This is a genomic window from Segatella maculosa OT 289 (genome assembly GCF_000243015.1).
Lineage (GTDB): Bacteria > Bacteroidota > Bacteroidia > Bacteroidales > Bacteroidaceae > Prevotella > Prevotella maculosa.
This window is the reverse complement of the sequence record NZ_JH594506.1, coordinates 66,119-92,185: the sequence shown is the minus strand read 5'-3', so window position 1 is coordinate 92,185 and position 26,067 is coordinate 66,119. Positions and strand designations below refer to the sequence as shown.

Annotated in this window: 19 protein-coding genes; 11 read left to right on the top strand and 8 right to left on the bottom strand. The window is 53.3% G+C overall.

The genetic code is table 11. From position 1 onward, the window contains the following. Nucleotides 1-54 precede the first annotated feature (54 nt). Genes murA through tsaB form a run of 3 tightly spaced genes read right to left on the bottom strand, consistent with a single transcriptional unit; the run spans nt 55 to nt 2,664 of the window. Nucleotides 55-1,365 (bottom strand): UDP-N-acetylglucosamine 1-carboxyvinyltransferase, encoded by a 1,311-nt coding sequence (murA, locus tag HMPREF9944_RS09165; RefSeq protein ID WP_008565925.1) that lies wholly within the window; start codon nt 1,363-1,365, stop codon nt 55-57. Between the two features lie 2 nt (nt 1,366-1,367). After that, a complete protein-coding gene (locus tag HMPREF9944_RS09160; protein ID WP_008565924.1) occupies nt 1,368-1,970 on the bottom strand; it encodes a DUF4290 domain-containing protein in 603 nt (200 codons plus the stop codon). 1 nt (nt 1,971) lies between these two features. Continuing rightward, nucleotides 1,972-2,664, bottom strand: a complete 693-nt coding sequence (gene tsaB / locus HMPREF9944_RS09155; protein ID WP_008565923.1) for a tRNA (adenosine(37)-N6)-threonylcarbamoyltransferase complex dimerization subunit type 1 TsaB — start codon at nt 2,662-2,664, stop codon at nt 1,972-1,974. An 89-nt stretch (nt 2,665-2,753) separates the two neighbouring features. Here tsaB and HMPREF9944_RS09150 point away from each other — a divergent pair, with 89 nt between their 5' ends. From HMPREF9944_RS09150 to nadD, 3 genes are all read left to right on the top strand, one after another. Beyond that, entirely contained in the window at nt 2,754-3,632 is an 879-nt protein-coding gene (locus HMPREF9944_RS09150) for a YicC/YloC family endoribonuclease (protein ID WP_008565922.1), read from the top strand. Between the two features lie 91 nt (nt 3,633-3,723). After that, nucleotides 3,724-4,776, top strand: coding sequence for a guanylate kinase (gmk, locus tag HMPREF9944_RS09145; protein WP_008565920.1), 1,053 nt, complete (start codon nt 3,724-3,726; stop codon nt 4,774-4,776). 2 nt (nt 4,777-4,778) lie between these two features. Then, on the top strand, nt 4,779-5,420 hold the full coding sequence (nadD, locus tag HMPREF9944_RS09140) for a nicotinate (nicotinamide) nucleotide adenylyltransferase (protein WP_008565918.1): 642 nt from the start codon (nt 4,779-4,781) through the stop codon (nt 5,418-5,420). A 996-nt stretch (nt 5,421-6,416) separates the two neighbouring features. Here the strand turns inward: nadD and HMPREF9944_RS09135 are convergent. Beyond that, nucleotides 6,417-7,853, bottom strand: coding sequence for a lipopolysaccharide biosynthesis protein (locus tag HMPREF9944_RS09135; protein ID WP_008565916.1), 1,437 nt, complete (start codon nt 7,851-7,853; stop codon nt 6,417-6,419). A gap of 73 nt (nt 7,854-7,926) precedes the next feature. Between HMPREF9944_RS09135 and HMPREF9944_RS09130 the strand changes: the two genes are divergently transcribed. Beyond that, entirely contained in the window at nt 7,927-9,027 is a 1,101-nt protein-coding gene (locus HMPREF9944_RS09130; RefSeq protein WP_008565915.1) for a glycosyltransferase family 4 protein, read from the top strand. A gap of 193 nt (nt 9,028-9,220) precedes the next feature. Beyond that, nucleotides 9,221-9,754, top strand: a complete 534-nt coding sequence (locus HMPREF9944_RS09125; protein ID WP_008565913.1) for a porin family protein — start codon at nt 9,221-9,223, stop codon at nt 9,752-9,754. A 135-nt stretch (nt 9,755-9,889) separates the two neighbouring features. Here HMPREF9944_RS09125 and HMPREF9944_RS09120 read toward each other — a convergent pair whose 3' ends face one another. Next, the gene (locus HMPREF9944_RS09120) at nt 9,890-11,911 is read right to left on the bottom strand and encodes a glycoside hydrolase family 127 protein (protein ID WP_008565912.1); all 2,022 of its coding nucleotides are present in this window, start codon (nt 11,909-11,911) and stop codon (nt 9,890-9,892) included. 868 nt (nt 11,912-12,779) lie between these two features. Between HMPREF9944_RS09120 and HMPREF9944_RS12990 the strand changes: the two genes are divergently transcribed. From HMPREF9944_RS12990 to HMPREF9944_RS09105, 3 genes are all read left to right on the top strand, one after another. Further along, nucleotides 12,780-12,956 (top strand): hypothetical protein, encoded by a 177-nt coding sequence (locus HMPREF9944_RS12990; protein ID WP_172633994.1) that lies wholly within the window; start codon nt 12,780-12,782, stop codon nt 12,954-12,956. Nucleotides 12,957-12,999: 43 nt separating this feature from the next. Further along, nucleotides 13,000-13,857 (top strand): enoyl-ACP reductase FabI, encoded by an 858-nt coding sequence (locus HMPREF9944_RS09110; RefSeq protein ID WP_008565911.1) that lies wholly within the window; start codon nt 13,000-13,002, stop codon nt 13,855-13,857. A gap of 82 nt (nt 13,858-13,939) precedes the next feature. After that, the gene (locus HMPREF9944_RS09105; RefSeq protein ID WP_008565910.1) at nt 13,940-14,842 is read left to right on the top strand and encodes a patatin-like phospholipase family protein; all 903 of its coding nucleotides are present in this window, start codon (nt 13,940-13,942) and stop codon (nt 14,840-14,842) included. A gap of 379 nt (nt 14,843-15,221) precedes the next feature. On the opposite strand, the gene hemG is transcribed toward HMPREF9944_RS09105, so the two are convergent. From hemG to HMPREF9944_RS09090, 3 genes are all read right to left on the bottom strand, one after another. Then, the gene (gene hemG / locus HMPREF9944_RS09100; RefSeq protein ID WP_008565909.1) at nt 15,222-16,595 is read right to left on the bottom strand and encodes a protoporphyrinogen oxidase; all 1,374 of its coding nucleotides are present in this window, start codon (nt 16,593-16,595) and stop codon (nt 15,222-15,224) included. 5 nt (nt 16,596-16,600) lie between these two features. Then, complete coding sequence (locus tag HMPREF9944_RS09095) at nt 16,601-18,673, bottom strand: TonB-dependent receptor (RefSeq protein WP_008565908.1); 2,073 nt, start codon at nt 18,671-18,673, stop codon at nt 16,601-16,603. A gap of 504 nt (nt 18,674-19,177) precedes the next feature. After that, nucleotides 19,178-21,529, bottom strand: a complete 2,352-nt coding sequence (locus HMPREF9944_RS09090; protein ID WP_008565907.1) for a TonB-dependent receptor — start codon at nt 21,527-21,529, stop codon at nt 19,178-19,180. A 251-nt stretch (nt 21,530-21,780) separates the two neighbouring features. On the opposite strand from HMPREF9944_RS09090, the gene HMPREF9944_RS09085 reads away from it, so the two are divergent. From HMPREF9944_RS09085 to HMPREF9944_RS09075, 3 genes are all read left to right on the top strand, one after another. Beyond that, the gene (locus HMPREF9944_RS09085) at nt 21,781-22,824 is read left to right on the top strand and encodes a ketopantoate reductase family protein (RefSeq protein WP_008565904.1); all 1,044 of its coding nucleotides are present in this window, start codon (nt 21,781-21,783) and stop codon (nt 22,822-22,824) included. Between the two features lie 531 nt (nt 22,825-23,355). Continuing rightward, nucleotides 23,356-23,640: a putative quinol monooxygenase gene (locus tag HMPREF9944_RS09080; RefSeq protein WP_008565903.1), complete on the top strand. Its 285-nt coding sequence runs from the start codon at nt 23,356-23,358 to the stop codon at nt 23,638-23,640. A gap of 222 nt (nt 23,641-23,862) precedes the next feature. Continuing rightward, complete coding sequence (locus HMPREF9944_RS09075; RefSeq protein WP_172633993.1) at nt 23,863-26,067, top strand: sodium-translocating pyrophosphatase; 2,205 nt, start codon at nt 23,863-23,865, stop codon at nt 26,065-26,067.

The window sequence follows — 26,067 nt, the reverse complement described above, 5'->3', positions numbered from 1 at the left end:
CGCATGAGCAGAGGCACGGACCGTGCGTCCCTACATGCCTTCTTCCTGTATCATCTATTCGTCTACACGCCTGATGCAGGCTCCCAAGCGGTTCAGTCTGTCTTCGATGTTCTCGTAGCCGCGGTCAATCTGTGCGATATTGGCTATCCAACTGGTTCCTTCGGCACTCATGGCCGCAATAAGCAAGGCGATACCGGCACGGATATCGGGACTTGTCATTCGCCCTGCACGCAGCCGTTTCTTATGGTCGTGCCCGATGACGACGGCCCGGTGGGGGTCGCAGAGAATGATTTGGGCGCCCATGTCTATCAACTTGTCAACGAAGAACAGGCGGCTCTCGAACATCTTTTGGTGAATGAGCACCGACCCGCGTGCCTGTGTGGCCACAACCAGCAGAACGGAAATCAAATCCGGTGTAAGTCCAGGCCAAGGCGCATCTGCCAAGGTCATGATAGTGCCGTCGATAAAGGAGTCGACCACGTAATGAGGCTGACGCGGAACAACCAAATCGTCGCCCTCAACCTGTATTTTTATGCCCAAGCGTTCGAAGGTATCGGGAATGATTCCAAGGTTTCTGCACGACACGTTCTTGATGCGTACGCCGTCACCCACCATAGCTGCCATGCCGATAAAGGAGCCCACCTCGATCATATCGGGCAGAATCGTGTGCTCAGCCGCGTGCAATTGGTCCACACCCACTATCGTAATGCGGTTGCTGGCAATGCCGCTGATGCGCGCACCCATGCCATTCAGCAAGTGACAAAGCTGTTGAATGTAGGGCTCGCAGGCTGCATTATAGACGGTGGTTGTGCCTTTTGCCATCACAGCCGCCATGATGATGTTGGCCGTTCCCGTGACCGAAGCTTCGTCAAGCAGCATATATGTGCCCTTGAGATGCTTGGCCTGAATTTGGAAAACATCGCGTTCATGGTCGTGAACAAACTTGGCTCCCAAGTGTTTGAAGCCCAGGAAGTGCGTATCCAAGCGTCGTCTTCCGATCTTATCTCCACCGGGTTTGGCCACGGTGGCCTTGCCGAAGCGACCCAACAACGGGCCTATCATCAGCACACTGCCCCGAAGCGAGGCGCATTTCTGCACGAACGCCACACTGTCGAGGTAGGAAAGGTTGAGCTGGTCGGCCTGAAACGTGAAGTCACCTTGCGCATGTCGCGTCACTTTCACACCGATTTCCTGCAGCAACTTGATGAGGTTATTGACGTCGAGTATCTCGGGAATGTTCTTGATTCTGACCGGATCGGCCGTCAACAACGTGGCACAGATAACCTCCAATGCCTCGTTCTTGGCTCCCTGAGGCGTGATTTCGCCCTTCAACCGATGCCCTCCTTCGATGATGAATGACTCCATGGCTATCTCTTCTTGCGCTTGTTGACCGTGTTGGCAACAGGCCGTTCGACGATTTTATTGAACACAAAAGAGTCCAAATCCAGCTGTATCTTGCCGTCAGTGTAGCGTGCAAGGTCTGCGGCAACCTTTTCATTGTCGTTCGATCCGTGGCTCCATGCCATGAGATCCACCTTCATTTGATTGGCTGTCAGGCGCACAAGGGCATCGCGTTCCGGCCCGGGTTCCATTGCTTTAAGCTTTTCGAAGAGTTCGAAAATGATGTGTCCGTAGTGCCTGACCGCTATCCGTTGCATCGGATAAGCCATCGGTTGGGGCCGCGAAACCATCTTGTTGGCCTCGCTGATGTCGTAAGGCCAGTCGATATCCAACTTGAAATTGCTCATGATGGCCAGCTGGTCCCACAGCTTTTGGCGGTAGTTTGTGCTCTCTCTTCCCTGCGGAAACATACGCTCCATGATGGTGATAATGGTCTCGGCACAGGCTTGTCGCTCGGCCTTATCAGCCAGCTTGACACAGTAATCCACCATGCTTTGCACTTCACGTCCGTATTCCGGCATCACGAGTTTCTCGCGTTGCGTATTGTAATCCAATCCTTTTATATCCATATCACAGTAATTTCTTTGGCGTTTTGGCCACAAAATCCTTCAGATAGAAGGGCACAAAGTAGGCCACATCTTCGTACTTTCCTTGCGCAATGCGCTTCTCTGCCAGCGGAAACATGTTCTTGGCGAGGGGCAGAATGCCCTCCACGAGATGCGCATTCGCATGGTTTATCGTGCTCATACACTTGGCCGCACCGTTCCCGAAGAAGTAAACCGGACCCTTGTCAAGCTGATCTCGATAGGTCTCGGCAGTCACAATGTCGGCCTGAACGGGCCTTATCTCGTTCAATGCGCGGTCGAACACCTGCGCATAGACCTCCATACGGCGGGCGTCGAGCATGGGAACGAGCAGCGCATCTTCGGCTTTCGGGAGCTCTTGAAGCAGCACGGGGACAGCCAAAAGCTCCAATGTCGGTATGGCAATCAGCCGCACATCGCGACCGTAACAGATGCCCTTGGCCATCGAAGTGCCGATGCGCAGCCCCGTATACGACCCCGGTCCGCAGCTCACGGCCACGGCATCGAGCACGAGGTCATGGCTGTCGATGAACGAAAGCGCCTCATCGACAAAGCTGCCGAGCGTCTCGTTGTGGTGAGGTCCGCTGTGGTCTTCCTTGTTGAAGATGCATGCTGCGTCGTTACTGACAGCAACCGAGCATACGTCGGTGCTCGTTTCAAGGTTCAATATGCACGACATACGATGAAAATATAATCTAAATAAAGTGCAAATTTACGCTTTTTTCCTGCAAAATTGTTACTTTTGCAGAAATTTAACGCGATTGAATCATGATACAGTCCATGACAGGTTACGGCAAAGCCGTGGTCATCTTTAAAGAGAAGAAGATTAATGTTGAGATCAAATCGCTCAACAGTAAGGCCTTGGATCTCGCTGCCCGTATTGCGCCACTCTACCGGGAAAAGGAGATGGAAATACGACAATTGATTGCCAAAAGCCTTGAGCGGGGCAAGGTGGACTTTGCGATTTGGATCGAGAAAGAGGCCATCGTCGATGCGGCACCTATCAATGCTGCCCTCGTAGAAAACTACTACCGGCAGCTCAAAACCATTGCCTCGCAGACCGGTATCCCCGAACCTGCCGATTGGTTCGATACGTTGTTGCACCTGCCCGACGTCACTACGAAGACCGATATGGAGCAACTCTCCGACGAGGAGTGGGCCTTTGCCTTGCAAGCCATCAATGAAGCGATTGCCGCTTTGGTGGCTTTCCGCAAGCAGGAAGGCTCGGCCTTGCAGCTGAAATTCAACGAAAAGATTGACAATATCGAGCGTCTTCTTGCCGGCATCGAGCCTTATGAGAAGGGACGCACGGAGAAAATACGCCAGAACATCGTCAAGGGACTGGAGCAAATCCCCGGTGTCGACTACGACAAAAACCGTTTGGAGCAAGAGCTGATCTATTATATTGAGAAGCTGGACATCAGCGAAGAGAAGCAACGGTTGACCAATCACCTCCGCTATTTCCGCGAAACAATGAACGAAGACGGCCGCGGCGTGGGCAAGAAACTGGGCTTCATCGCACAGGAAATGGGCCGCGAAATCAACACAACCGGCAGCAAAAGCAACCAAGCAGAGATGCAGAACATCGTCGTCATGATGAAAGATGAGCTGGAACAAATCAAGGAACAGGTGCTGAATGTGCTGTAGTAAACACCCACCCCAGCCCTCCCAAAGGGAGGGAGAGCGTGCTTGAGGCGAGCTGTTCGGACTGTTTTTTGATGTAAGAAAAGCTTCGTTAATGAAATATCGCTACGAAACGAACGACGCAAACACCTATCATCTGCTGCTTCAGCGGGCGAAAGAGATGAGAAATAACCCAACGGAGGCCGAAAGAACGCTGTGGCAACACCTCAGTGGCAACCAAATGGGAGTGCATTTCAGGCGACAACACCCCGTGCTCGACTACATTCCCGACTTTGTTTGCCTTGCACTCAAACTCATCATCGAAGTAGATGGCGACTATCATTGCACGGAAGAGCAGCGCAAGAAAGACGAGGAACGAAGTCAATGGCTTGCAACCAAAGGCTTTACCATACTGCGTTTCAGCAATGATGACATCTTTTCAAGACTCCATTTCGTGTTAGATAAAATCAGAAATAAAATGAAAGAAATCAGCAATATGCACTCTTTTGATAACAAACCAGCAAGTCTTTCGCAAGCAAGCGCACCCTCCCTTTGGGAGGGCCGGGGTGGGTTTCCGGTGGATAAGCATGGGCTTCCGGGGAGGCTCCTCGTCTTCAGCGCCCCTTCGGGCTCGGGAAAGAGCACGATTGTACAGTGGTTAGTGAAGGAACATCCCGAACTCAACCTGCATTTCTCCGTTTCATGTACGAGCCGTTTGCCTCGGGGAACGGAGCAAAATGGCGTGGAATACTTCTTTATCTCGCCCGAAGAATTCAAGAAAAAGATTGAAAATAAGGAGTTCATTGAGTATGAAGAGGTCTACAAGGACCGCTATTATGGCACGTTGAAGTCGCAGGTTGAGCAGCAAATCTCACGGGGAGAGAACGTCGTTTTCGATGTCGATGTGAAAGGAGGTTGCAACATCAAGCAATGCTATGGCAGCCGGGCAATGAGCATTTTCGTGCAACCTCCCTCGATAGAAGAGCTGCGCCGACGACTCAATAGCCGTGGAACCGATACGCCAGAAGTTATCGAACAGCGACTGGCCAAGGCCGACTACGAACTCTCTTTCGCCCGGAAATTCGACCATATCGTGGTCAACGACGACCTCGAAACGGCCAAACAAAAAACCTACGAACTGCTTTCTACGTTTCTGAATCAACGATAATCGTGGCCAAAACCCAGCATACGACGCACATCGGCATCTATGGAGGTTCGTTCAACCCCATACATACGGGCCATATCGCATTGGCAAGGACACTGCTCCGGCTCACTTCGCTCGACGAAATCTGGTTCATGGTGTCGCCACTTAACCCATTCAAGCGGGCAACCGAAGACCTTTTAGCCGACAATCTGCGCCTGAAACTCACCCAACTTGCCCTCGAAGGCGAGCCCCGTCTCGTGGCCAGCGACTTCGAATTCAGCCTACCCAAACCCTCTTATACGTACGACACGCTCCGCAAACTCACCGAGACTTACCCCCAGAACCACTTCACCTTGATTATGGGAGCCGACAACTGGCTCGCCTTCGACCGCTGGAAAGACCACGAAAAAATCCTCCGTGACTATCCCATCATCGTCTATCCGCGTCATAACTCCACCGTCGATGCCGCCGCACTTCCACCGGGTGTCACCCTCATCGACACGCCCCTCTACGATTTCAACAGCACGGTTATCCGCCAACGCGTGGCAGACGGTCGCTCCATTCACGGTCTTGTGAAGCCCGAAATCGAAGAACTCACGCGCGAATATTATCAGAATATGGCGCAACATGGGGACTATGACATCAATATGCCCAAGAAAAGCACATAGAAACTTTGGCCTTGAGCATTGCAATACGCCCATGACAGGCATGTAGGGACTTTGACTTTGACCTTTGAACATTGAACTTTGACCTTTAGGATTGGCTGACTTTGAAGTTTGAACTTTAAACATTGAACTTTGGGATTGGCTATGTCAAAAAATGATTTGCAGACAAGAGGCATGTAGGGACGCACGGTTCGTGCGTCCGCTCCATTAGGAATGTAAGTCAGTATACATTGGTTCGTACGCCCGCGCAATATGAATGGCAATCAAATAGCATGGTTGTTGAAGCGAATGCACGCGACGTTTTGAGCGGACGCACGAGCCGTGCGTCCCTACATGCCTCTTGCTTACAAATCATCTTCATAATAGGACTAATCCTAAAGGTCAAAGGTCAATGTTCAAAGGTCAAAGTCAAGGTCCCTACATGCATTCGCGCAGCCTGTCACGTCAGGCATATTGATTACCAACGACTTACACCTTGCGTTGCAATCTCAGCCACATTGCACGGTAATCTTACCCATTTCACCGTGCAATATGGCCCATATTACCGTGCAATGTGGCTGAGATTGCAACGCCATTCCAATGCGATGATTTTACGATTAATGACTGCAAGGGAAATTAACCGATAGTTCTTGCAACGCCATTCTTACTACTATGCTTTCCAATATCCCCTCGCTGCTCGCTCTCCCCTCCTTTTGGGAGGGGCTGGGGGAGGCCTCTCTCTGCCCTAAAGAAGCCTACGCTGCTCGCCCTCCCCTCCTTTGGAGGGGTCGGGGGAGGCTCTTCTCCGCCTTAAAGAAGCCCACGCTATTCGCTCTCCCCTCCTTTGGAGGGGTTAGGGGGAGGCTCTTCTCCGCCCTGAAGAAGTCCACGCTATTCGCCCTCCCCTCCTTTGGAGGGGTCGGGGGAGGCTCCCTCTCCACCCTAAAGAGGCCCACACAGCTCGCTCTCCCCTCCCTTTGGGAGGGGCTGGGGGTAGGTTTTAGGGGTCAGGGGAGCCCCCTATTTCCTTCTTTCCACCCACTTCACCACCTCTTCCATCATCTCCATGCGCAGCAGCTTGGCTGTTCCGGCATACAACAGGGTGGCGATGACGATGCGCACCACGAGCAACAAGGCGGGAGAAGCAATGAGGCACGTGGCGAAATAGGTGGCCGTCATCACGCCGGAGGCCACAAGGAGCGACGGAAGAACGTCTTTCATCACCGCCGAAAAGCGTACGCCAATGATGCGATGTGCCGCAAACTGCCACACCATCAGCCATGCAATGGTGAACAACGTGTAGGCCATCACCATCTTGTTGATGCTATATTGATAGAAAAGGGCTATGATGCCGATTTGCAAAACAATCTGCATCACGTTGCAACGCATATAAACGTCGGAGCGTCCATTGCCCAATGCCACGTTCTGATACACCGTGTAAAAGGGCACGAAAGCACCGCCGATGCACAGCATTTGCAGCAAGGGAATGGCATCGACCCACTGTTTTCCGATCGTAACCAGAATAAACTCGCGCGACACGATGGCCAGTCCGAACATGGCCGGAAAGCTGAAAAAGGCCGTGAAGCGCATCATCTTGCGGAACACGCGCACTGCTCTTCCACGCTCTTCATGCACGGATGCCAACACCGGTTGGGCCACTTGGCCTATCGCATTGGCCACGAATGAGTTGGCCATTGAGTCCCATTTGTAGGCTTGCGTAAAGTCTCCGACGGCCTTAATGGGGTAAAGTCGGCCGAAAACAAGCGTGAGTATGTTGTTGCTGACGGTGTTGATGATGTTCGTGATGAGCACTTTCACGCTGAAACCGAACATGCGTTTGACGGGTTCGAACGTGAAATGGAACGACGGATGCCATGGCGTGAACCAGTAACGGCCAAGGTTCAGCACCGCAATATAGACGATTTGCTGCCACGCCAAGCTCCAATAGGAGAAGCCCAAAAAGGCCAACACGATGGCAATGCTGCCCGAACAGACGAGCGCAATGGCCCCGATGATGGCGATTTCGCGGTTCATCATGTTCTTTGTCATATAGGCCCCGTGGGCTATTCCGAATGAAGAAATGACGAAACTCAGGAAGACCAAGCGCGAAAGCGGCACCAAACAAGGTTGCCGGATATAGGAAGCAATGAGCGGAGCCGAGGCGAACAGCACGACATAAAGCACGAAACCGGCAAGGATGTTGAACCAAAACACCGAGTTGTAATCGCGTGCCTGCGGGCTTTTCAGGTTGATGAGGCCCTGCGAGAAGCCGCTGCTTTGCAGGTTTCCGGCTATCAGTGTGAAGATGTTCAGCACACCCACGATGCCATACTCGGCCGGACTGATGAGCCTTCCGAGGAAGATACCGATGACAAGGTTCAGCAATTGCGTCGTTCCGCTGTTCAAAGCGCCCCAAAAAAGTCCCTTTGCTGTCTTCTCTTTCAAACTTTCTGCCATTCGCGTTTCATTTTGATTGCAAAATTACGACTATTTGATTGAAGTTCAAAAGAAAAGCCTTACTTTTGCAAATATGCAGCAGACGGTATTCCATATCATCTCCCATCTCGACGTAGGCGGTGCGGAACGCGTGGCCATCAATATGGCCGAGTCGCCCACGGAGGGCATTTCGTATCACGTCGTGGAGCTTATCAGGGCGTATGGTGCCTTCAACAAGGTGCTGACCGCGGAGCTTCGGGCCCACCATGTCCGCTATCATCGCGGCTTTGTCCCCGAGGTTCACTTTCATTATCTCTTCGAACGGCTGGCCGCACTGACCTTTCCGCTGTGGTTCCTGTGGCTATTTTTGAGGCATAGGCCACGCGTCATACACTGTCATACCGAGATGCCCGACTTGGCTATTTACTGGTTTTTCTGCCTTTTTCCATGGCTGTTGAAGCGTTGCAAGATTGTGCGGACCATTCACAACACGCGCCTTTGGACGGGAATGGAGCGCACGGGGCGGCGCGTGGAGGCTTTTTTTATCCGACACGATGCCAATGTGGCCATCTCCGAATCCGTGCGGTTGAACTATCAGAATGCCTATCATGCCGACCCACCTATTATATATAATGGTGTGGCTCCCGTCGGTCAGCGACCTTATCCGCACCTGAAAGCCGATAAAATCAATGTGCTTTTTGCCGGAAGATTCGAGGAACAGAAAGGCATCGACACGCTTATCGCCATCATCAAAAGCCTGAACGGCGATGCAAGATATTATTTCCATGTCGTCGGAAGTGGGTCGCTCTGTCCGCTGTTGACGGCGCAATTGGCCGGTTGCGACAATGTTGCCATCGGCGAACCGCTGGCAGATTTGGCCGCATTCCTTGCCGCATTCGACTTCTTGCTCATGCCTTCGCGCTTCGAAGGGCTGAGCATTCTCTCGCTCGAAGCCAGCTTCAATGGGCTTCCGGTCATCATGAATGCTTGCCCGGGACTGCGCGATACGCTTCCCGAAGACTGGCCGTTGCGGGTAGAAAACAACGACCTTGCAGCCTATGAACGCCTTTTCAGTGATGTTCTGCCCGTGATTAACCGGGCCGAACTGCAGGAAAAGGCACGCCACTTCGTCGAGGAGAACTTCTCGATGGCCGTGATGAGACGGAGATATGAGGCGTTATACGGCCTGATATAAGACGACGGATTTGCAAGGTGGGCTTGTCATAAATCAATTATTTTGGCGTTTAGAAACAAAAATATGTGGATAAGTTTTGCAAATAAATTAAAAAAGATATATCTTTGCAGCAGAAACGATAAGAAAGGAAAACCTAAAAGCATTTTCGCTTTAATGAAAATAAACAGTATTATCAACTAAAAAGTTAAGTATTATGAAAAAGGTTTTATTGTCAGCAGCCCTGTTGCTTTCATCGGTTGCAATGTTTGCACAACACGAAGTAGGTACTTTGACCATTCAACCAAAGGCAGGTTTGAACATCGCAAACGTCACAAAGGTTGACGGAAAAGCAAGAGTTGACTTCGTTGGTGGAGCCGAATTGGAGTATCAAGTAGATGATATTATCTCGCTGAGTGGCGGTCTTTTGTACTCTCGTCAGGGCTACAAAGCGAAGAATATTGACGCAAAATGGGCCCCAAGTTACCTCAATGTGCCGGTCTTGGCCAATGTTTATCCTGTTGAGGGCCTTGCCGTGAAGCTCGGTGTTCAGCCCGGTTTCATGATTGACAAGGACAAAGCCGACGAAGCTAAGACATTCGACCTCTCTATTCCCGTGGGTCTGTCTTACGAATATAGCAACTTCGTCATCGACGGTCGCTACAACTTCGGCGTAACCAAGGTTTCCAAGGACATCAGCGCAAAGAACAGCGTATTCCAGATTACAGTAGGTTACAAGTTCGAACTCTAAATCTTCAATGGTAGTCTGCCCCTGAAAGGGACCGGACAACCGTCAGAAGAACACGACATAAGGGCAGCGAAGCCAATCAATATGAGGCTTTGCTGCCCTTAATTGTTTGTATAAGCCGGGGCCGGGAGCCTTCGGTTATTCCACATCGGTGCTCTTCAGCCACACGTCCATGCGTCCTGCACCGCGATGATTCCAAGCATAATAGGGTATCAACGTAAGGCCGACGCGCTTCAATGCCAGGTTGCCATCGGCGTCTTTCGTCAGTTCTTGGGCCGTTGTCCGGAGCGCATTGACGGCGAACGGCTGGCCGTCGGCCTCGGTATTCCAGATGTTATAGCCCTTCACGAGGCTGAAATCGGCATTCGCTTTCACGTATATTTGCTGCAACTGCACGCCATTGTTGTCGGCTGCCTCGGCACAATAGACCAGCGGACCGCACTCCACGGCCACCCTACCGAGGTCGTCTTTCACGCGTTTGTCGGCCACGACCGTTCGCGGTTGCATGTTGAGTTCGAGCGTAATCACGTCACCTTTCCTAACGTTATTGATGCGCATGTAGCCGCCCTCCTGCAGTTCGGGATAGAGATATCCGCCGTTGCGGGCGATGCGCCAGCCGTTTTCGCGTTTATCGGTAAAGCGGTAGAGTCCGCCGGGAGCCACCTCGCCGCGCGCCCAGCCCGGAATGCGAACCATCAGCGACGCTTTCTTGTTGGCATTCTCCAAGACACGGATCGTAATCTTGCCGTCCCACGGATAGTCGGTCATGGTTTCGAGCGTCAGTTCCTTTCCGCCTACGTTCAGCGTTGCGAAGCCTGCCATGAAAAGATTCACGTAAGCGTCGTCACCCCGCACGGCATAGACATACCCCGGCACTGAAGGAATGAACCGACTCAGGTTGCTCGGGCAGCAGGCACAGCCGAACCACGGTTGGCGCGTCAGTGTGCCGTCGGCGTTAAACTTATAATTGCCGTCCGACGCGAGCGGATTGGGATAGAAGAAGCGGCCACCATCGACGCTCATGCCGCTGATGACGCCATTGTAGAGCGTGCGTTCAAGGCAGTCGATATACTTTCCGTCGCCGTGAAGCATGAAGAGCCGAAGGTTCAAATAGCACTGCGCAATGGCCGCACACGTCTCGTTATAAGCCGTCAGGTTGGGCAGTTCGTAGTCGTTGCCAAAGGACTCGCCGCTGTGTCGCGCCCCAACGCCACCCGTCAGATAGTACTTCCGGCCCACAATGTTCTCCCAGATGCGGTCGATGGCATGCACGTAGGCCGTGTCGCCCGTGAGTGCAGCCACGTCGGCCATACCGGCATACATGTAACCGGCCCGAACAGCGTGCCCCACTGCCTCACGTTGCTCCGTCACGGGCTTGTGGCTCTGCGAGTAGGCATTCTTTATGGCCGTCTTTCCGCGGTAGTCGAGGAAGAACTTCGCCTCGTCGAGATAGCGTTTATCGCCTGTGGCAAGATAAAGTTTGGCGAGTCCCATCTCAGCAATCTGATGACCGGGGACGACGCACGCCTGTCCTGCCCGCGGGCCCACCTCGCGCACCACGCAATCGGCATACCGTCGCGCGATATCAAGGAACTTCTTCGACCCCGTAGCCTGCTCATGTGCCACGGCAGCATCGAGCATATGGCCCAGATTATAGAGCTCATGACTCAGCTCTTCCACCTTTTCCCACCGCTTCATGCCAGCCCACGGGTGCGGATGCCGCGGGTTCATCGTGCGTGCCGTGTAGAGATAGCCGTCCGTCTCCTGCGCCTTGGCCACGATGTCGAGCACACTGTCGATGTAAGCCTCAAGCCTTTTGTCGGGGAAGCTCTGCAGCATGTAGCTCGCACCCTCGATGGTTTTGTAGACATCGGTGTCGTCGAAGGGGAATCGCATGAACTGGTCAACCACATAATCGTCGCTCGGATGAGCCGCCTTCACGAAGTTTTCGTAGCGATGTTCCGTCTCGCACTTGCCGAACGCCAGCGGAATCGTCACCTTCTGCACGGCTTTCAGTCGTTCGCCGAAGAACGAACCGGGCGCGAGTCTGACGCTCGTGAAGGGCACTTGCCGATAGGGATAGCCCGCAACGGCAGGCTGTGCAGTGGCCATACAGGCTGTCGTCGAGGCCAAAAGCAGGGTTAGTAAATTCTTTTTCATGCTGTCAGGGTTGAGTTAAACGAATCGTTTCACGAAGGCAAATATATGCAATTCTTTTCGCTTCTGCAATAAAGTGTATCCTCTTTCTTGCCATGCAAAGCGAAAAAGCAAGGCAGCAAACGGGCACGCAAGGCAGAGAAGCAACGCCTTCCCCCTGTAGGGACGCACGGCCCGTGCGTCCGCTCCGTTGTGAATGTAAGTCAATATACATTGGTCCGTGCGTCCGCACAAGATGAATGGCAAGTAAATAGCATGGTTGTTGGAGCGAATGTACGCAGCGTTTTGAGCGGACGCACGAGCCGTGCGTCCCTACATGCACTCGCACAGCTTGCCATCTCAACCATTTTGCACATCAATATAGCCATGACAAGCATGTAGGGACTTTGACTTTGACCTTTGAACATTGAACATTGAACACTTTGGGATTGGCTATGTCAAAAAATGATTTGCAGGCAAGAGGCATGTAGGGACGCACGGCCCGTGCGTCCGTTCAAACACAACAAGCAGGGAAGCAACGACTCCCACCGTAAGGATGCAAATCAACCTTATAGCATGAGCGAATTGGACAAACGTGTCCAACAAATTAGACAGGTTTGTCCAATCGATTGGACAGACGTGTCCAACTCATTGGACAGGAGTGTCCAGCTTATTGGACAGCCGTGTCCAATTAATTATCTGCAGGTAGGAAACGAACCCTCTCATAGGAGATAAAGAATTCTACACCGCTGTATAAGCTGTTCTACACAAGAGTATAATTCATTCTACACAGCTGTATAATTCATTATACACAAGAGTATAATCCGTTATACACAGCTGTATAATTCATTATACACGGGAGTATAATCCATTCTACATCACTGTATAATGAATGGTGGTGCGGTTTATAGATAAGAGCGGTAGGACTGTGGCGCGGAAAGGGACAGGGCTGAAGCGCAGAGCGACACGCTGCAGCGGCTATTCGGGCAGCGGCGGAATGTGGCTGCAGCGCATCTTTTTCGTGTGCGGCATGCAGTTCGCGCGGCTTTTCTTTGGTTATCTTGTCTGAAAGACGTAACTTTGCACGCAACTATTCATTAAAGTAGAGAATTATGGCATACAATTTATTGAAAGGTAAGCGCGGCATCATCTTCGGTGCACTGAACGACATGTCTATTGCATGGAAAGTGGCCGAACGCTGTGCTGAAGAGGGGGCGTCGGTTGTGCTGAGTAACACCGAGATGGCCCTGCGTATGGGTGAACTTGATGTGCTGGCAAAGAAGATCGGTGCGCCGGTCATAGCGGCCGATGCCACCAATTACGACGACCTTGAGAACGTGTTCGTCAAGTCACAGGAGCTGTTGGGCGGCAAAATCGACTTCGTGTTGCATTCCATCGGCATGAGTCCGAACGTGCGCAAGCGCCGCACTTACGACGACCTCGACTACAACTGGCTCAATAAGACGCTCGACATCTCGGCCATTTCCTTCCACAAGATGCTGCAGGCCGCCAAGAAGGTGGACGCCATCGCCGAGTATGGCTCGGTGGTTGCGCTGACCTATGTGGCTTCGCACCGCACGTTCTTCGGCTATAACGACATGGCCGACGCCAAGAGCCTGCTGGAAAGCATCGCACGCAGCTTCGGCTACATCTATGGCCGCGAGAAGAACGTGCGCATCAACACGATTTCGCAGTCGCCCACGGCCACGACGGCGGGCAAGGGCATCAAGGATATCGACAACATGATGGACTTTGCCGACAAGATGTCGCCGCTGGGCAACGCTTCGGCTGACGATTGCGCCGACTACTGCGTGACGCTGTTCAGCGATCTGACGCGCAAGGTGACCATGCAGACGCTCTTCCACGACGGAGGCTTCTCGAACATGGGCATGAGCCTGCGGGCCATGAACCAATACAGCAAGGCGTTGGACGACTATAAGGACGAGAACGGCAAGGTCATCTACGGCTGATGCCGCGACGGTTCCGCTATTTTTACGGGAAGCCACGGGCCGGTCTGCGCGATTGGTCCGTGGCTCTTTTATTGATGAAAGCATGAAGAAGAAGATTGCATTGGCACTGTCGAGCGGTGGGGCACGCGGATTGGCTCACATCGGGGCCATCGAAGCCTTGGAGAGCCGCGGGTATGAGATTTCGTCGATAGCGGGTTGCTCGATGGGTGCGCTCATCGGCGGCATGTATGCGGCGGGGAAGCTGCCCGAAGTGAAGCAGTGGATGTTCAAGCTCGACCGTCGGAAGGTGCTCTCGCTGGTCGATTTCTCGCTCAGTCTGAACCATTTGGTGAAGGGAAACAGGGTGATGGACGCCCTGAAAGAGGTAGTTCCCGACGTCAACATCGAAGACCTTCCCATTCCCTATACGGCCGTGGCGACCGATTGGAACAGCGGCCGCGAGGTAATCTTCAGCAAAGGAAGCCTGTATAACGCCATTCGGGCGAGCATCTCCATTCCGTTGTTCTTCAATCCCGTCAGATGCAAGGAGATGTTGCTGGTAGACGGTGGCCTTGTCAACGCGCTTCCGCTGAACAGAGTGGCTCGCCGGACAGACGACCTGCTTGTGGGCATCAACGTGAGCACGCACGATTACCGCGGCGAACTGCTCATGCAGCACTTCGTTGAGAAGAAGTTGCTCGGCAAATCGATGCCGGTGGCCATCATGAACCGCGTGCTCACCCATCTCGAAGGCCTCAACGTCAACTATGTCACGCTGCTGATGCGCACCATCGCCATCATGTTGGAACAGAACACGCGCCAGCAAATCAAGCTTTCGCACCCGGATATCGTCGTTCAGGCGCCGATGAAGCGATACGGAACCTTAGACTTCGACAAGGCCGAGGCCATCTCGCAAATCGGAGAACGCAAGACACTCAAGGCTATCGACCACTATGAGCAGACGCATCAATCGCTTTGGCAACAGTTTCTGAGCCTGAACCGATAGCGCAATGCCTGCCCTCCGGTCTTAATCGCAATAAGACGGCGTTGCAATCGCAGCCATATTAGCACGCAATCGCAGCCACTTTGCACGGCAATCTCACCTATTTTGGCGTGCAATATGGGTGAGATTGAAACGCACTTCTGTAGACAGTTAACGAATAGGCGAGTGGACAAGTTGCATGCTTTGCGGTATGTAGGGACCTTGACTTTGAACTTTGAACATTGAACTTTGACCTTTATGATTAGCTGACAAGAGGCATGTAAGGATGCACGGGCCGTGCGTCCGCTCCGTTTTTCAGTTGTTTACTCGTCAACCGTGCTGGGCGGACGCACGAGCCGTACGTCCCTACATGCCTATCCCCTGCGCATGGTGCAACCACCTCTTATATCTTGTTTCCCATATCGACGGCCTGACGGATACGGTCGGCCATTCCGATGCCCCCGCAGATGTTTCCGCCGAGCGTAAGGCCGGGGTATTGCTGTTCAATGGCAGCGATGGCGGCGAACCGTTCGGTGCTCGTTCGCTCGTATTGTGGTATGGCCCGCGGGTGACGGAAGATGCGAATGAGGTCGGGCTGCGTGCCTTCGGGCAGCGAAAGCATGCGGTTCATGACCTCAGAGACACATGCCAGCAGGGCATCATCGCTCATGGAGAGCATCTCCGGACGCCGCATTCCGCCGAGAAAGAACGAATAGAGTGCGCCGTCTTGCGGACTTCGGCCGTCGAAACACGACGACGGGAAGAGAATGCCGAGCACTTGCTGCCGCTCGCACGAGGGAATAAGGCCGCCGAATGCGCGTTGTCTGACGCCACCCGTATGGTTTACGCCCACGCTCACCTGCACGATGGGCGCATAATGCAGCGAGGCAATGGCCTCCATCTGCCGTTTGTCAACGAAAGGCAGCAGCGACGGCAAGGCGTAGGCACCAACGGTGGTGACGACATGGTTGCATTGCATCGTCAATGTGGCGTTGTCGGGCGTGCGATAACTCACTTCCCACCTTCCGTCGGCAGTGGGTTGCACCGTGACGTGGGTCGCTTCGAGCACGATTCTGTCGCTGCCAACCGACCTTTCCAAGGCCTCTATCAGTCTGCCCAAGCCGCCCTTGGCTGAGAACACCTGCTTCGTTGCGCGCCGGTCGCGGTCGGTTTTGGGTGCTTTATACTTGGCTATGGCTCCCCGAATGAAACTGCCATGGTCGTGCTCGAGGTTATAAAGCTTGGGAAGGGCATGGCGGGTGACGAGCTTGAACGGGTCTCCGGCGTAGACACCCGATATGAATGGGTCGACAGCATAGTCGAGATAGGAGCGTCCCAAGCGTCGGATAACAAGCTCGGCTACGCTTTCATCGGGGTCGGTTCCGGGCTTACGGAACGGCTCGCCCAGTATTCTCAGCTTGTCGGTCCACGTGAACAAAGAAGTCGAAAAGGCTGACTTCGGACCGCAAGGAAGCGCATGGAAGCGTCCCTTTTTCCATACCCATCGCTGCTTAGATGCCTCATGTGCCGTCTCAATTTGGCAGCCGTAAGGTTGCAATTCATCGAAAAGTTCGGCCACTTCGGGGTAGGAAATGACACCCGTATTGGGCCCGCTTTCAAACACAAAGCCCCCATCTTGGAACGTATGTATCTGTCCGCCGACGCGCTTTTCCTGCTCCAAAACGATGCAATCCACGCCGCGTTTGCGCAACGTGTGGGCGGTTGTGAGGCCCGTGAGGCCTGCACCGATGACGATGGTATCATGGAATGGCTGCATAGGCGTCAGGGATTGAGTTTGAACAAGAGCGACGTGCCCATCGTGAACGGCCTGCCTTGCTGCGCATAGGCGGTGGGAGCCACGAAAGCATAGGCCATGTAGCGCGTGTTGGTGGTGTTCTTGGTCCACAGTTCCCACGTGAACCGCCCCTTGGTTGCGGCAACTTTCAGGTTGAGCAGGGTGTAGAAAGGTTGCCGGAGCGTGTTGTCTTCGGTCCAATAAATCTTACCTGCGCCCGTGAGTGCGGCATTCAGCATCAGTTTATCCAAGCCCATGACGTGCGGAATGGTGTAGTTGGCCGCGAAAGCCATCGTCTGTCGGGGCACCATCGGCAGCATATTGCCCGTGTAACTGACCGTCGCACTCTTCTCATAGCGCAGGAATCGGGCGTAGGTGTAGCCGTAATTGGCCCGCAGTTCCAAGCCCGTGAGGGGCCTATAGACGGCCGAAAGCTCGACACCTTTACTATCGGAGTGACCCGCGTTGTTGATGATATTGCCCAGACCCGGCACGGTCGAGGTCACTTGCTGATGCTTCCAATCGATGTAGAACAGGCTTATTTCGGTCTGAAGTGCCCTGTCGAAGAAGGTCAACTTCGCACCAATCTCGTAGTTCCAGTTGTATTCGGGGTCGTAAGCCGGCAGGTCTTTCGTGGTCGACGTCAGGTTATAGCCACCTGCTTTGTAGCCGGCTGCTACCGAAGCATACACCATTTTGTCGGCCGAGAGGTGTTGGCTGAGCGTGAACTTCGGCGTAACCCGACTGAAATGCATGTGGTCTTTGAACGTAGCCGTCAGCACCTTGCTGTCCATTCCCGCTGCCAACGCGTATTTATAAGCCTCATAATCCTCTCCCACGCGCTCGTAATCGTAGCGCAATCCCACGGCAGCATGCAGGCTTTGCGTAAGGTCATAGGTGGATTGATGATAGAGGGCACCGCCCCAAGTGGGGTTGTCATAGAACTTCGGTGTGGCGAATTTCGGCGTCAGGAACTGTGTTTCGACCATGTTGTTGAGCTTCTGATAGAAGCCAAATGCTCCAACAATCCAGTGATAGCGGCTGTCGTGGCGCGTCGAACGCAGCGTGAACTCCTGACTGGCGAGGCGTTGTTTCAGCGCAGTGATGGCAAAGAAGAGGTCGACCGGCATGAAGTCTTGGTCGATGTGTTGCCGGTCTTTGCTGTATTGAAAGGACGTCTGGCTGTTGAAGCTGAAGCCCTCGCCGCGGTAGAGCCAGTTCATTCCGCCCGAGAATAGGTTGCGTCGGTAGTCGCTCCGGCGGTTATAGCCGACCGCTCCGACCCGGTTTGCCGCCACATCATAGGCACCATAGGGATAACCGCCCTGCAGCGTGTGGTCGAAGATGAGGCTCATGCGCATCGTCCAGCGGTCGGTCGGCCGCCAAGCAAAGCCCAGTCTGGCGCTCGCAGTGTTGCTGTCATCGGCCTTCTCGCCAAGGGTTCGATTATAGAAAAAGCCGTCGTTGTGATGGTAATTGCCCGATATGGAGAAGCCGAAACGCTCGTTCAGCTTCGCATAATGACCCAAAGTGAGTTGCATATCGTTGCGCGATCCGTAGCCAATTCGGGCCATAGTGTTCTGGTAATCCAGCGGCGAATGGGTCGAAATATTGATGAGTCCGCCCGTCGAATTGCGGCCGTAGAGCGTGCCTTGTGGCCCACGAAGCACCTCAATCCCACTGATTCCGGCAAGCTCCATGTCGAAAACCGAGCGATCGAAATAGGGCATTCCGTCGACGTAAAGTCCCACGGAAGGCGCGTTGATCTTCGAACCTATGCCGCGAATATAGATGGGCGTGTTCTGCCGTGCCCCGTAGTCGGGCATGAAGAAGTTGGCAAACACCGTGCTCATCTCGCGCAGTCCGCGCTGTTCGTTGTCCTGAATGAAGCGGCTTCCGGCTGTCGAAACCGACACAGGCGCATCTTTCACGTTGTCTTGTTTGAACCCCGTCACGACCACTTCACGCAGTTCGTGCCGGCTTGCGATGGTTGAGTCGGCTTCCGTTGCACCTGCGGCCGTCGCAAAGCATACCCCGAGTAGGGATAACATAAATCTCATGTTTTCGTCTTTTTGAATTCGTTTGCAAAGTTAAAGCTTTGCATTCGGCCGTGCAATCATTATTTATAAGGAATGTGAGGCGCCCCGGGTCGTGCGCCCGAAGCATGTCCCTTGCACAGTGGGAACATACGCCTTGCGAGGCACAAGCGCAGGCCTTGCGTTGAATAACAATATGTATTGTGTTATATAATAATAGGTATTGCGCGACACAAAAGCCTATTCTGACGTGCACAACTATAGGACTTGATAGCGACAACTATAGGACCTATCGGTTTCCCAACGTGTTGGGAATGTTACAACTCCTATAGCTGTCGTCCTCTTCTCCCTATTTCGTCAATAGATACTTCCTATTTGGCCGATAGCTTTCCCCTACTTAGGCCACAAGTTCTCTCTATCTTGCAGCCTCTTTCTCCCCGTTCCGCCGACTTCCACGCGCTGTTTCACGGGCATGATAGCCCGCAAGCTCCCCGCTCCCCTGCTTTGGAGGGACCGGGGGAGGCTCTCTCAATAAACGATTTTCACGCCGGCGAAGAAGCAACGGGGCTGAGCCGGACCGTAGATGTAGGCCGAGTCGCGTCCCCAACCGCGGTCGAAGTCCTTTTGATAGGCGTTGGTGAGGTTCTGAATGCCGGCGTTCAGCTCCAGCTTCACGTAATCGGAGAGCCGGATGTTGTAGGCCAGTTTCGTGTTGAGCGTGAAGAAGGCCGGTGTGTCAACGGCTTCAGGCCCTACTTCGGTTCCGTCTTCGAGCGTATGCTTGGCATGTCCGACGAGCATTCGGCCCGTGTAGTTGCCCGAAAGCGAGGCCGAGAGGTTCTTGAGTGGCGTGAACGAGGCCGTGAAGTAGCCATAGGCAGAGGGCGTGCGCATGAATTTTTTCACCTTGGGAGCGTCTTCGTCCCACTCCGTTTCTTCGTCATAACGACTTTGCTGCAGCGTCATTCCGGCCTGAAGTTGGAACCATGAGGTAAAAGCAGCCTTGCCTTCGAGGTTCAGTCCGAGCACTTTTGCGCCGCTTCCGTTGTAGCGTTCCTGCACGCGGTTGCCCTCGCTGTCCTTTGTGTTGAGCTGTCTTAGGGCGAAAACATCGGTCAGATGGGTGTAAAAACCCTCGATGAGGAAGTTCGTTTGCACGCTTCCTATCGTCTGATAAAGGTCGGCCGAGAGACTGAAACTGTGTGAACGCTCCTCTTTAAGTCCGCTTGCCAAACGCGTAACGATGCGTTCTCCGCCTGCAAACCCCACGTGAAGGTCTTCGTCGAATGCCTGCGGTGCGCGGAAACCACTGGAGTAACTGGCCCGCAGATTGATGTTTTCTGTGGGGTTATAGCGCAGGTTCACGCGCGGACTGAAGATGGCATGACGGATCAGATTGTGCTTATCTATGCGCCAACCCAGCAGGAAACTCCACGTCTTATTCTTCCATTCGTTTTGCAAATAAGCGCTGGCAATCCTCGACTTCTGCTCAAGTAGATGGTTATATCCGATGATTTTGTCTTTCAATGCGTCATGGTTATACTCTGCACCGAGGGTGAGATCGGATGGCAAAAAGAGCAGGTTATCGAACTGATGGAGGTATTGTAAGCCCGTAACAGTAGTGAAATCTGTGGTGCGTCCGTAGGCTTTTTGCGCTGCAATTCGGTCGGCGAAAGAACCTTCACCGATGCCACCATAGTAGCTTTTCCGCGTGGTATTGCTGAACGAGAAATAGGCCTTCAGGCGGTTCTTGTAGTCATTTGACGAGAGATCGTAGGCCAAGTTGCCCCCGTTGATGTCGTGGTCGAGCTGCTCGGTGATGTTGGCTTCGTGGGGCGGAAGGTCCAAGTTGTTGCCTCCCCTTCGGAATTCACTGATGTTATGATACTGCAATGAGAGCTTTGAATAAGGCGTAAACTTGTAGAAAGCGCTCAATCCGAGCGTCTGATTCCGCAGGTTTGGCAATTCAGTATAGCCGTCTCCGTCGTGGTCAAAGCCTGGTCTGTAATGGTGTTGGCCATAGACATAGAGGCCTGTTTTGCCGTCTTCGCTCACCACAGAGACGTTGGCTGTGGTGTTATTCTCCATGCCTCCCTTTCCTTCTATGGACGTCGTTGTGTGGCTCACTTCGGCAGAATTGCGCACAGGTTCCTTGGTAATGACGTTGATGGTGCCTCCGATGGCCGACGCACCGTATAGCGCTGAGCCGCCACCCCGCACCACTTCGATGCGGTCGATCATGTTTGAAGGGATTTGTTCCAAGCCATATATGCCGTTGAGTGAGGTGAAAATAGGGCGCGAATCAATCAATATCTGACTGTAATGTCCGTCAAGTCCGTTGATACGCACCTGTGAGAAGCCACAGTTCTGGCAGTTGTTTTCGGTGCGTACACCGGGCTGGAAGTTCAGTCCCTGCGCCATACACATGGCGTTGGTTTGGTCAAATAGCTTGCTGTCCAACACGTTTACGAGGGCCGGAGCCTCGCGCCTTAGCGTCTGTGAGCGGTTGGCTGTGAGCACAACTTCGTCCAAAGCGATGGCATCTTCGGTGAGTGTGAAGTTCACTTCTTGCGAACTATTCGCGCTGATTTCTATCTCACGGGTAGCCGTTCGATAGCCCAATGCCTTCGCTTCAACAGTATGTTTGCCCACAGGAAGGTCCTTTAAGTAATAGTGACCGGTAGCATCTGTGGCGGTTGTCAGCGTGGTTCCCCTCACAGAAACGGTCACATAGGCCAGGTGTTCATTGTCTTTTGCTTGGACAACATGCCCATAGATGTTCGCATCGGTGCGGTTTTTCGCCACCGGTTCGCCCGCCTTACCGGGCAAGGAAAGCGTGCACAGCAGTGCCATCAAGCCTAAAAAGCATTTTATTTTCATATGATTGCGTTTTAAATTCTACGGTTTGATTTGTCAAATGCAAAGATACGCCTTCCGTTTTCGGCTCGCAATACCTATTAATAGGCAATTCACAGCCGCCCCGCATACCTTGTTTTATTACTCGGTTTTCGGTATTTCGGCCGGTTGCATGTTTGAAACAATGTTATTTTTCCAGCCGAAAGACCCGATATTCCTTGTTGAATGACTACCTTTGCAGCATGAATTTTCATCATCATTAAAGCCTTATCCGCATGAAAATATTAATCCTCGGGCTCGGTGTCATCGGCTCTACGTATGGCTATATCCTACGGAAAAGCGGGCACGATGTGGCACATTACATTCGTCCCACGTCGCAGAACCATGCCACCGAAAGCCTCTCTGTGTCGCTGCTTGACGGTCGGAACGATAAGAAAGGGCAGCAAACGGAAGACCATTATCCTATAACGCACGCCACACCCGGCAGCCGCTACGACTTCATCATCGTCAGTCTGTCGTCCCTCCGCCTTGAAGAAGCGCTCGAAACCCTTCGCGACAACCGCTTCGAAGGAACGATATTGCTCTTCTGCGGCGTATGGGAAAGCCGCGAACATATCGAACATATCATGGCCGGAAGGCCTTATCTGTTGGGCTATCCCGTTGCAGGAGGACGACTGAACAAGGCAGATTGCCGACTGGAATGCGTGATTTTCGACCACATTATGCTTGAATCCCGCGAGCGAACCGCTGTCGAAAACTACGACGATATCACCCGTTCTTTCCTCCAATCCGGCATAAAAAGCGAGTGCCCCCACGACATGTTGGAGTGGATATGGCTGCATATGAGCATCAATGCCGGCGTGATTTCGACCATCATAGCCCTTGCCGAAGCCGACCCAAAGCGGGCAGACGAGTGCGTGGAAAGGCTGATGGACAGCACCCATCTCCTGCGCCGTGCGGTGCTGACGGTGCGCGAATGTATGAAGATCGTAGCCGGTCGGGGCGTCAACTTGCGCCATTACAGGGGCGAAGTGCTCCCGTTTCGGCTCCCCGTTTGGCTTTCCGCACCCTTGATGAAGCGCATGTTTGCCACCCAAATCCTAACGCGTCGAATCATGTTATTGCATGCCAACGTGCCCGATTTGCTCCATGTCTGCCGCCTTGTCTACCGTGAAGGAAAGACGCAGTCGGCTGCATGTCCGCTCTTCAACGACAATGTGGAGCGGTATATGCTGCCCGAGACGACCGAAAGGTCACCACTTTCCGAGGCCCATTCGCCCAGTGTCGGACCGTCGGTGCATGAACATCACGACGCATGAACCGCCATCGGGAATACCGGAAGGCAGCCGTTTCAGACAGCGCAACGGGATTGAAAATCAACCCTTTGCATGTTGCGTTCCAATCTCACCCATTTTACCGCGCAATAAGGGTGAGATTAGCGTGTAATATGGCTGCGGTTGCACGGTGAAAAGGGTGAGATTGGAACATGAGATGAAAGTCGTTGATAATCACTGCGAATGATGTAGGGACGCACGGCTCGTGCGTCCGCTCACGTTTCAGTTGTCAGTGGACGCGTAAACAAGTGGACAAGTTGATGGTTCGACGCATGTAGGGACGCACGGCTCGTGCGTCCGCTCCATCAACCACGCATATTCGTTTGTAATCCCCTTACGCGGACGCACGAGCCGTGCGTCCCTACATCGCCATCTCACTCCGACGGCATTGAAAGGAGCGTGAAAAAGGGCGGTCAGGACAGCCGTTCGGTGCGATTATATGCAAAAAACGATGGCCTGTTCGGCAAAAAGCACTATCTTTGTGGCACTTCAATCAATCAATAAAACATTAGGATTATGATTCGTATCAATGCATTTTTCGTAGTGAAAGCGGGCGTGACCACCGCCCAAGTGAAGGCCGTGACCGACGAATTGGTCGAGAAATCGCGCCAAGATGCGGGCAACAAGGGCTACGATCTCTTTGAAAGTACCACCCAACCCGGCGTATATATGTTCTGTGAAAGCTGGGAAAACAGCGAACTTTTGGATAAGCATGCGCATTCAGAGCACTTCACCCGCCTTGTGCCTCAGTTGGAATCGCTCTGCGAAAAGGGGCTGAGCATCGAGAAGTTTGAGCGGTAAGACGACGCAAGCGTAGTGTTTTTGGCCTCAACGATGGGCAAAAAGGGCGTGCGGTTTCGTGCGTCCTGATGGATTGTCGTGCCCTTTCTCCCCGCCTTTCAAACGCATGTTCGGAGGGCTTTTCCTTTGTTAAATAATCCAAAATGGGGACAATAAGCGACGAATATTCGTATATTTGTTCCCAAACACTGCACGAATTGAATTACCTTAACATAGAAACGCATGATGAACATTCCTACCGTTTTTTGGCTTGTGCCGCTGGCATCGGCCGTTGCATTGGGCATGGCGTGGTATTTTTTCACGGCCATGATGAAAGAAGATGAGGGAACCACGAAGATGAAAACAATCGCCATGCACGTCAGGAAAGGCGCCATGGCCTACCTGCGGCAGCAATATAAGGTTGTTGGCATCGTGTTTGTGGTGCTCGCTTTGGTGTTTGCTTTCATGGCTTATGTGCTGAAAATACAGAATCCTTGGGTGCCCGTGGCCTTCTTGACGGGTGGTTTCTTCTCGGGACTCTCGGGCTTTTTCGGCATGAAAACGGCCACCTATGCCTCCGGACGCACGGCGCATGCGGCACGGAAGGGCTTGGACAGCGGACTGAAAGTGGCTTTCAGAAGTGGCGCCGTGATGGGACTTGTGGTCGTGGGGCTGGGACTTCTCGACATTGCCCTATGGTTCCTGATTCTCAATTACGTTTATGAAGGCGAGCAAACGGCCCTGATTACCGTCACGACAACCATGCTCACGTTTGGCATGGGCGCCTCTACGCAGGCGTTGTTTGCGCGTGTCGGCGGTGGCATCTACACCAAGGCAGCCGACGTGGGAGCCGACCTTGTGGGCAAGGTTGAGGCAGATATTCCCGAAGACGACCCGCGAAATCCGGCCACGATAGCTGATAATGTGGGCGACAATGTGGGCGATGTGGCCGGAATGGGGGCCGATTTGTATGAGAGCTACTGCGGAAGTATCCTCTCAACTGCCGCACTTGGGGCCACAGCTTTTGCCATGAAAGGCGACATGCAACTGCGGGCTGTCATCGCACCGATGATTATTGCGGCCGTAGGAATATTCCTTTCGCTCATCGGAATCTTCCTTGTTCGCACGAAAGAAGGGGCAACGATGAAGCAATTGTTGCGGGCCTTGGGACTCGGAACCAATGTGAGTGCGGTGCTGATTGCCGTGGCCTCGTTCGTTATTCTTTATCTTTTAGGCATTGAAAACTGGCTCGGTGTGTCGTTTTCTGTCATCAGTGGACTTGTTGCAGGAGTCATTATCGGTCAGGCAACCGAGTATTATACCTCGCAAAGTTACCGTCCCACGCAGCAAATAGCCGAGGCAAGCCAGACCGGTCCGGCCACGGTAATCATCAAAGGTTTGGGCACCGGCATGATTTCCACGTGCATTCCCGTGCTCGTTATCGCTGTGGCTATCCTGCTGAGTTACCTTTGTGCCAACGGTTTCGACATGAGCATGCGGGCCGATTCCATCAGTCGTGGCCTCTATGGCATCGGCATTGCGGCCGTTGGAATGCTCTCAACGCTCGGCATAACGCTTGCAACTGACGCCTATGGTCCCATTGCCGACAACGCAGGAGGCAATGCCGAGATGAGCGAACTGGGCAAGGAAGTGCGCCAACGTACTGATGCGCTCGACGCATTGGGCAACACAACGGCCGCCACGGGCAAGGGGTTTGCCATCGGAAGTGCGGCATTGACGGCCCTTGCCTTGCTGGCTTCGTATGTCGAAGAGATTAAGATAGCGATGGCAAGAGCCGTGGAAGAAGGAGCCCGTTTCATAGATGTTGCGGGGCAATCTTTCGACCCTTCGAGGGCCACGATGCCTGATTTCATGGACTTCTTTCAAGTGAATTTGATGAATCCCAAGGTGCTTGTGGGTACCTTTATCGGTGCAATGGCGGCCTTTCTCTTCTGTGGTTTGACGATGGGAGCCGTGGGACGGGCTGCCCAATCCATGGTGGAAGAGGTGCGAAGGCAGTTCCGTGAGCTCAAAGGAATACTGGAAGGAAAGGCCGAACCCGACTATGGTCGCTGCGTAGAAATATCCACTCGGAGTGCTCAAAGAGAGATGATTGTGCCGAGTTTGCTGGCGATTGCCATTCCAATCGTAGTGGGAATGGTGCTCGGAGTGGCCGGAGTCTTGGGCTTATTGGTGGGCAGTTTGTCGGCAGGGTTCACGTTGGCGGTGTTCATGGCCAATGCCGGTGGTGCGTGGGACAACGCAAAGAAGATGGTTGAAGAAGGACACTTCGGTGGCAAAGGCGCTGCAACGCACAAGGCAACCATCGTGGGTGACACCGTTGGAGACCCTTTTAAAGACACTTCGGGCCCCAGTCTGAACATCTTGATCAAGCTGATGTCGATGGTAAGCATCGTCATGGCGGGACTCACCGTGGCGTTTATCTGA

Excerpts from the sequence above, each read along its gene's own strand:
- HMPREF9944_RS09090 (WP_008565907.1), bottom strand. The coding sequence starts at position 21,529 with ATGAAAATAAAATGCTTTTTAGGCTTGATGGCACTGCTGTGCACGCTT.
- HMPREF9944_RS09085 (WP_008565904.1), top strand. The coding sequence starts at position 21,781 with ATGAAAATATTAATCCTCGGGCTCGGTGTCATCGGCTCTACGTATGGC.
- HMPREF9944_RS09105 (WP_008565910.1), top strand. The coding sequence starts at position 13,940 with ATGAAGAAGAAGATTGCATTGGCACTGTCGAGCGGTGGGGCACGCGGA.
- tsaB (WP_008565923.1), bottom strand. The coding sequence starts at position 2,664 with ATGTCGTGCATATTGAACCTTGAAACGAGCACCGACGTATGCTCGGTT.
- HMPREF9944_RS09150 (WP_008565922.1), top strand. The coding sequence starts at position 2,754 with ATGATACAGTCCATGACAGGTTACGGCAAAGCCGTGGTCATCTTTAAA.
- HMPREF9944_RS09080 (WP_008565903.1), top strand. The coding sequence starts at position 23,356 with ATGATTCGTATCAATGCATTTTTCGTAGTGAAAGCGGGCGTGACCACC.
- hemG (WP_008565909.1), bottom strand. The coding sequence starts at position 16,595 with ATGCAGCCATTCCATGATACCATCGTCATCGGTGCAGGCCTCACGGGC.
- HMPREF9944_RS09130 (WP_008565915.1), top strand. The coding sequence starts at position 7,927 with ATGCAGCAGACGGTATTCCATATCATCTCCCATCTCGACGTAGGCGGT.
- HMPREF9944_RS09135 (WP_008565916.1), bottom strand. The coding sequence starts at position 7,853 with ATGGCAGAAAGTTTGAAAGAGAAGACAGCAAAGGGACTTTTTTGGGGC.
- gmk (WP_008565920.1), top strand. The coding sequence starts at position 3,724 with ATGAAATATCGCTACGAAACGAACGACGCAAACACCTATCATCTGCTG.
- HMPREF9944_RS09075 (WP_172633993.1), top strand. The coding sequence starts at position 23,863 with ATGATGAACATTCCTACCGTTTTTTGGCTTGTGCCGCTGGCATCGGCC.
- HMPREF9944_RS09160 (WP_008565924.1), bottom strand. The coding sequence starts at position 1,970 with ATGGATATAAAAGGATTGGATTACAATACGCAACGCGAGAAACTCGTG.
- HMPREF9944_RS09095 (WP_008565908.1), bottom strand. The coding sequence starts at position 18,673 with ATGAGATTTATGTTATCCCTACTCGGGGTATGCTTTGCGACGGCCGCA.
- HMPREF9944_RS09110 (WP_008565911.1), top strand. The coding sequence starts at position 13,000 with ATGGCATACAATTTATTGAAAGGTAAGCGCGGCATCATCTTCGGTGCA.
- HMPREF9944_RS09125 (WP_008565913.1), top strand. The coding sequence starts at position 9,221 with ATGAAAAAGGTTTTATTGTCAGCAGCCCTGTTGCTTTCATCGGTTGCA.
- murA (WP_008565925.1), bottom strand. The coding sequence starts at position 1,365 with ATGGAGTCATTCATCATCGAAGGAGGGCATCGGTTGAAGGGCGAAATC.
- HMPREF9944_RS12990 (WP_172633994.1), top strand. The coding sequence starts at position 12,780 with ATGGTGGTGCGGTTTATAGATAAGAGCGGTAGGACTGTGGCGCGGAAA.
- HMPREF9944_RS09120 (WP_008565912.1), bottom strand. The coding sequence starts at position 11,911 with ATGAAAAAGAATTTACTAACCCTGCTTTTGGCCTCGACGACAGCCTGT.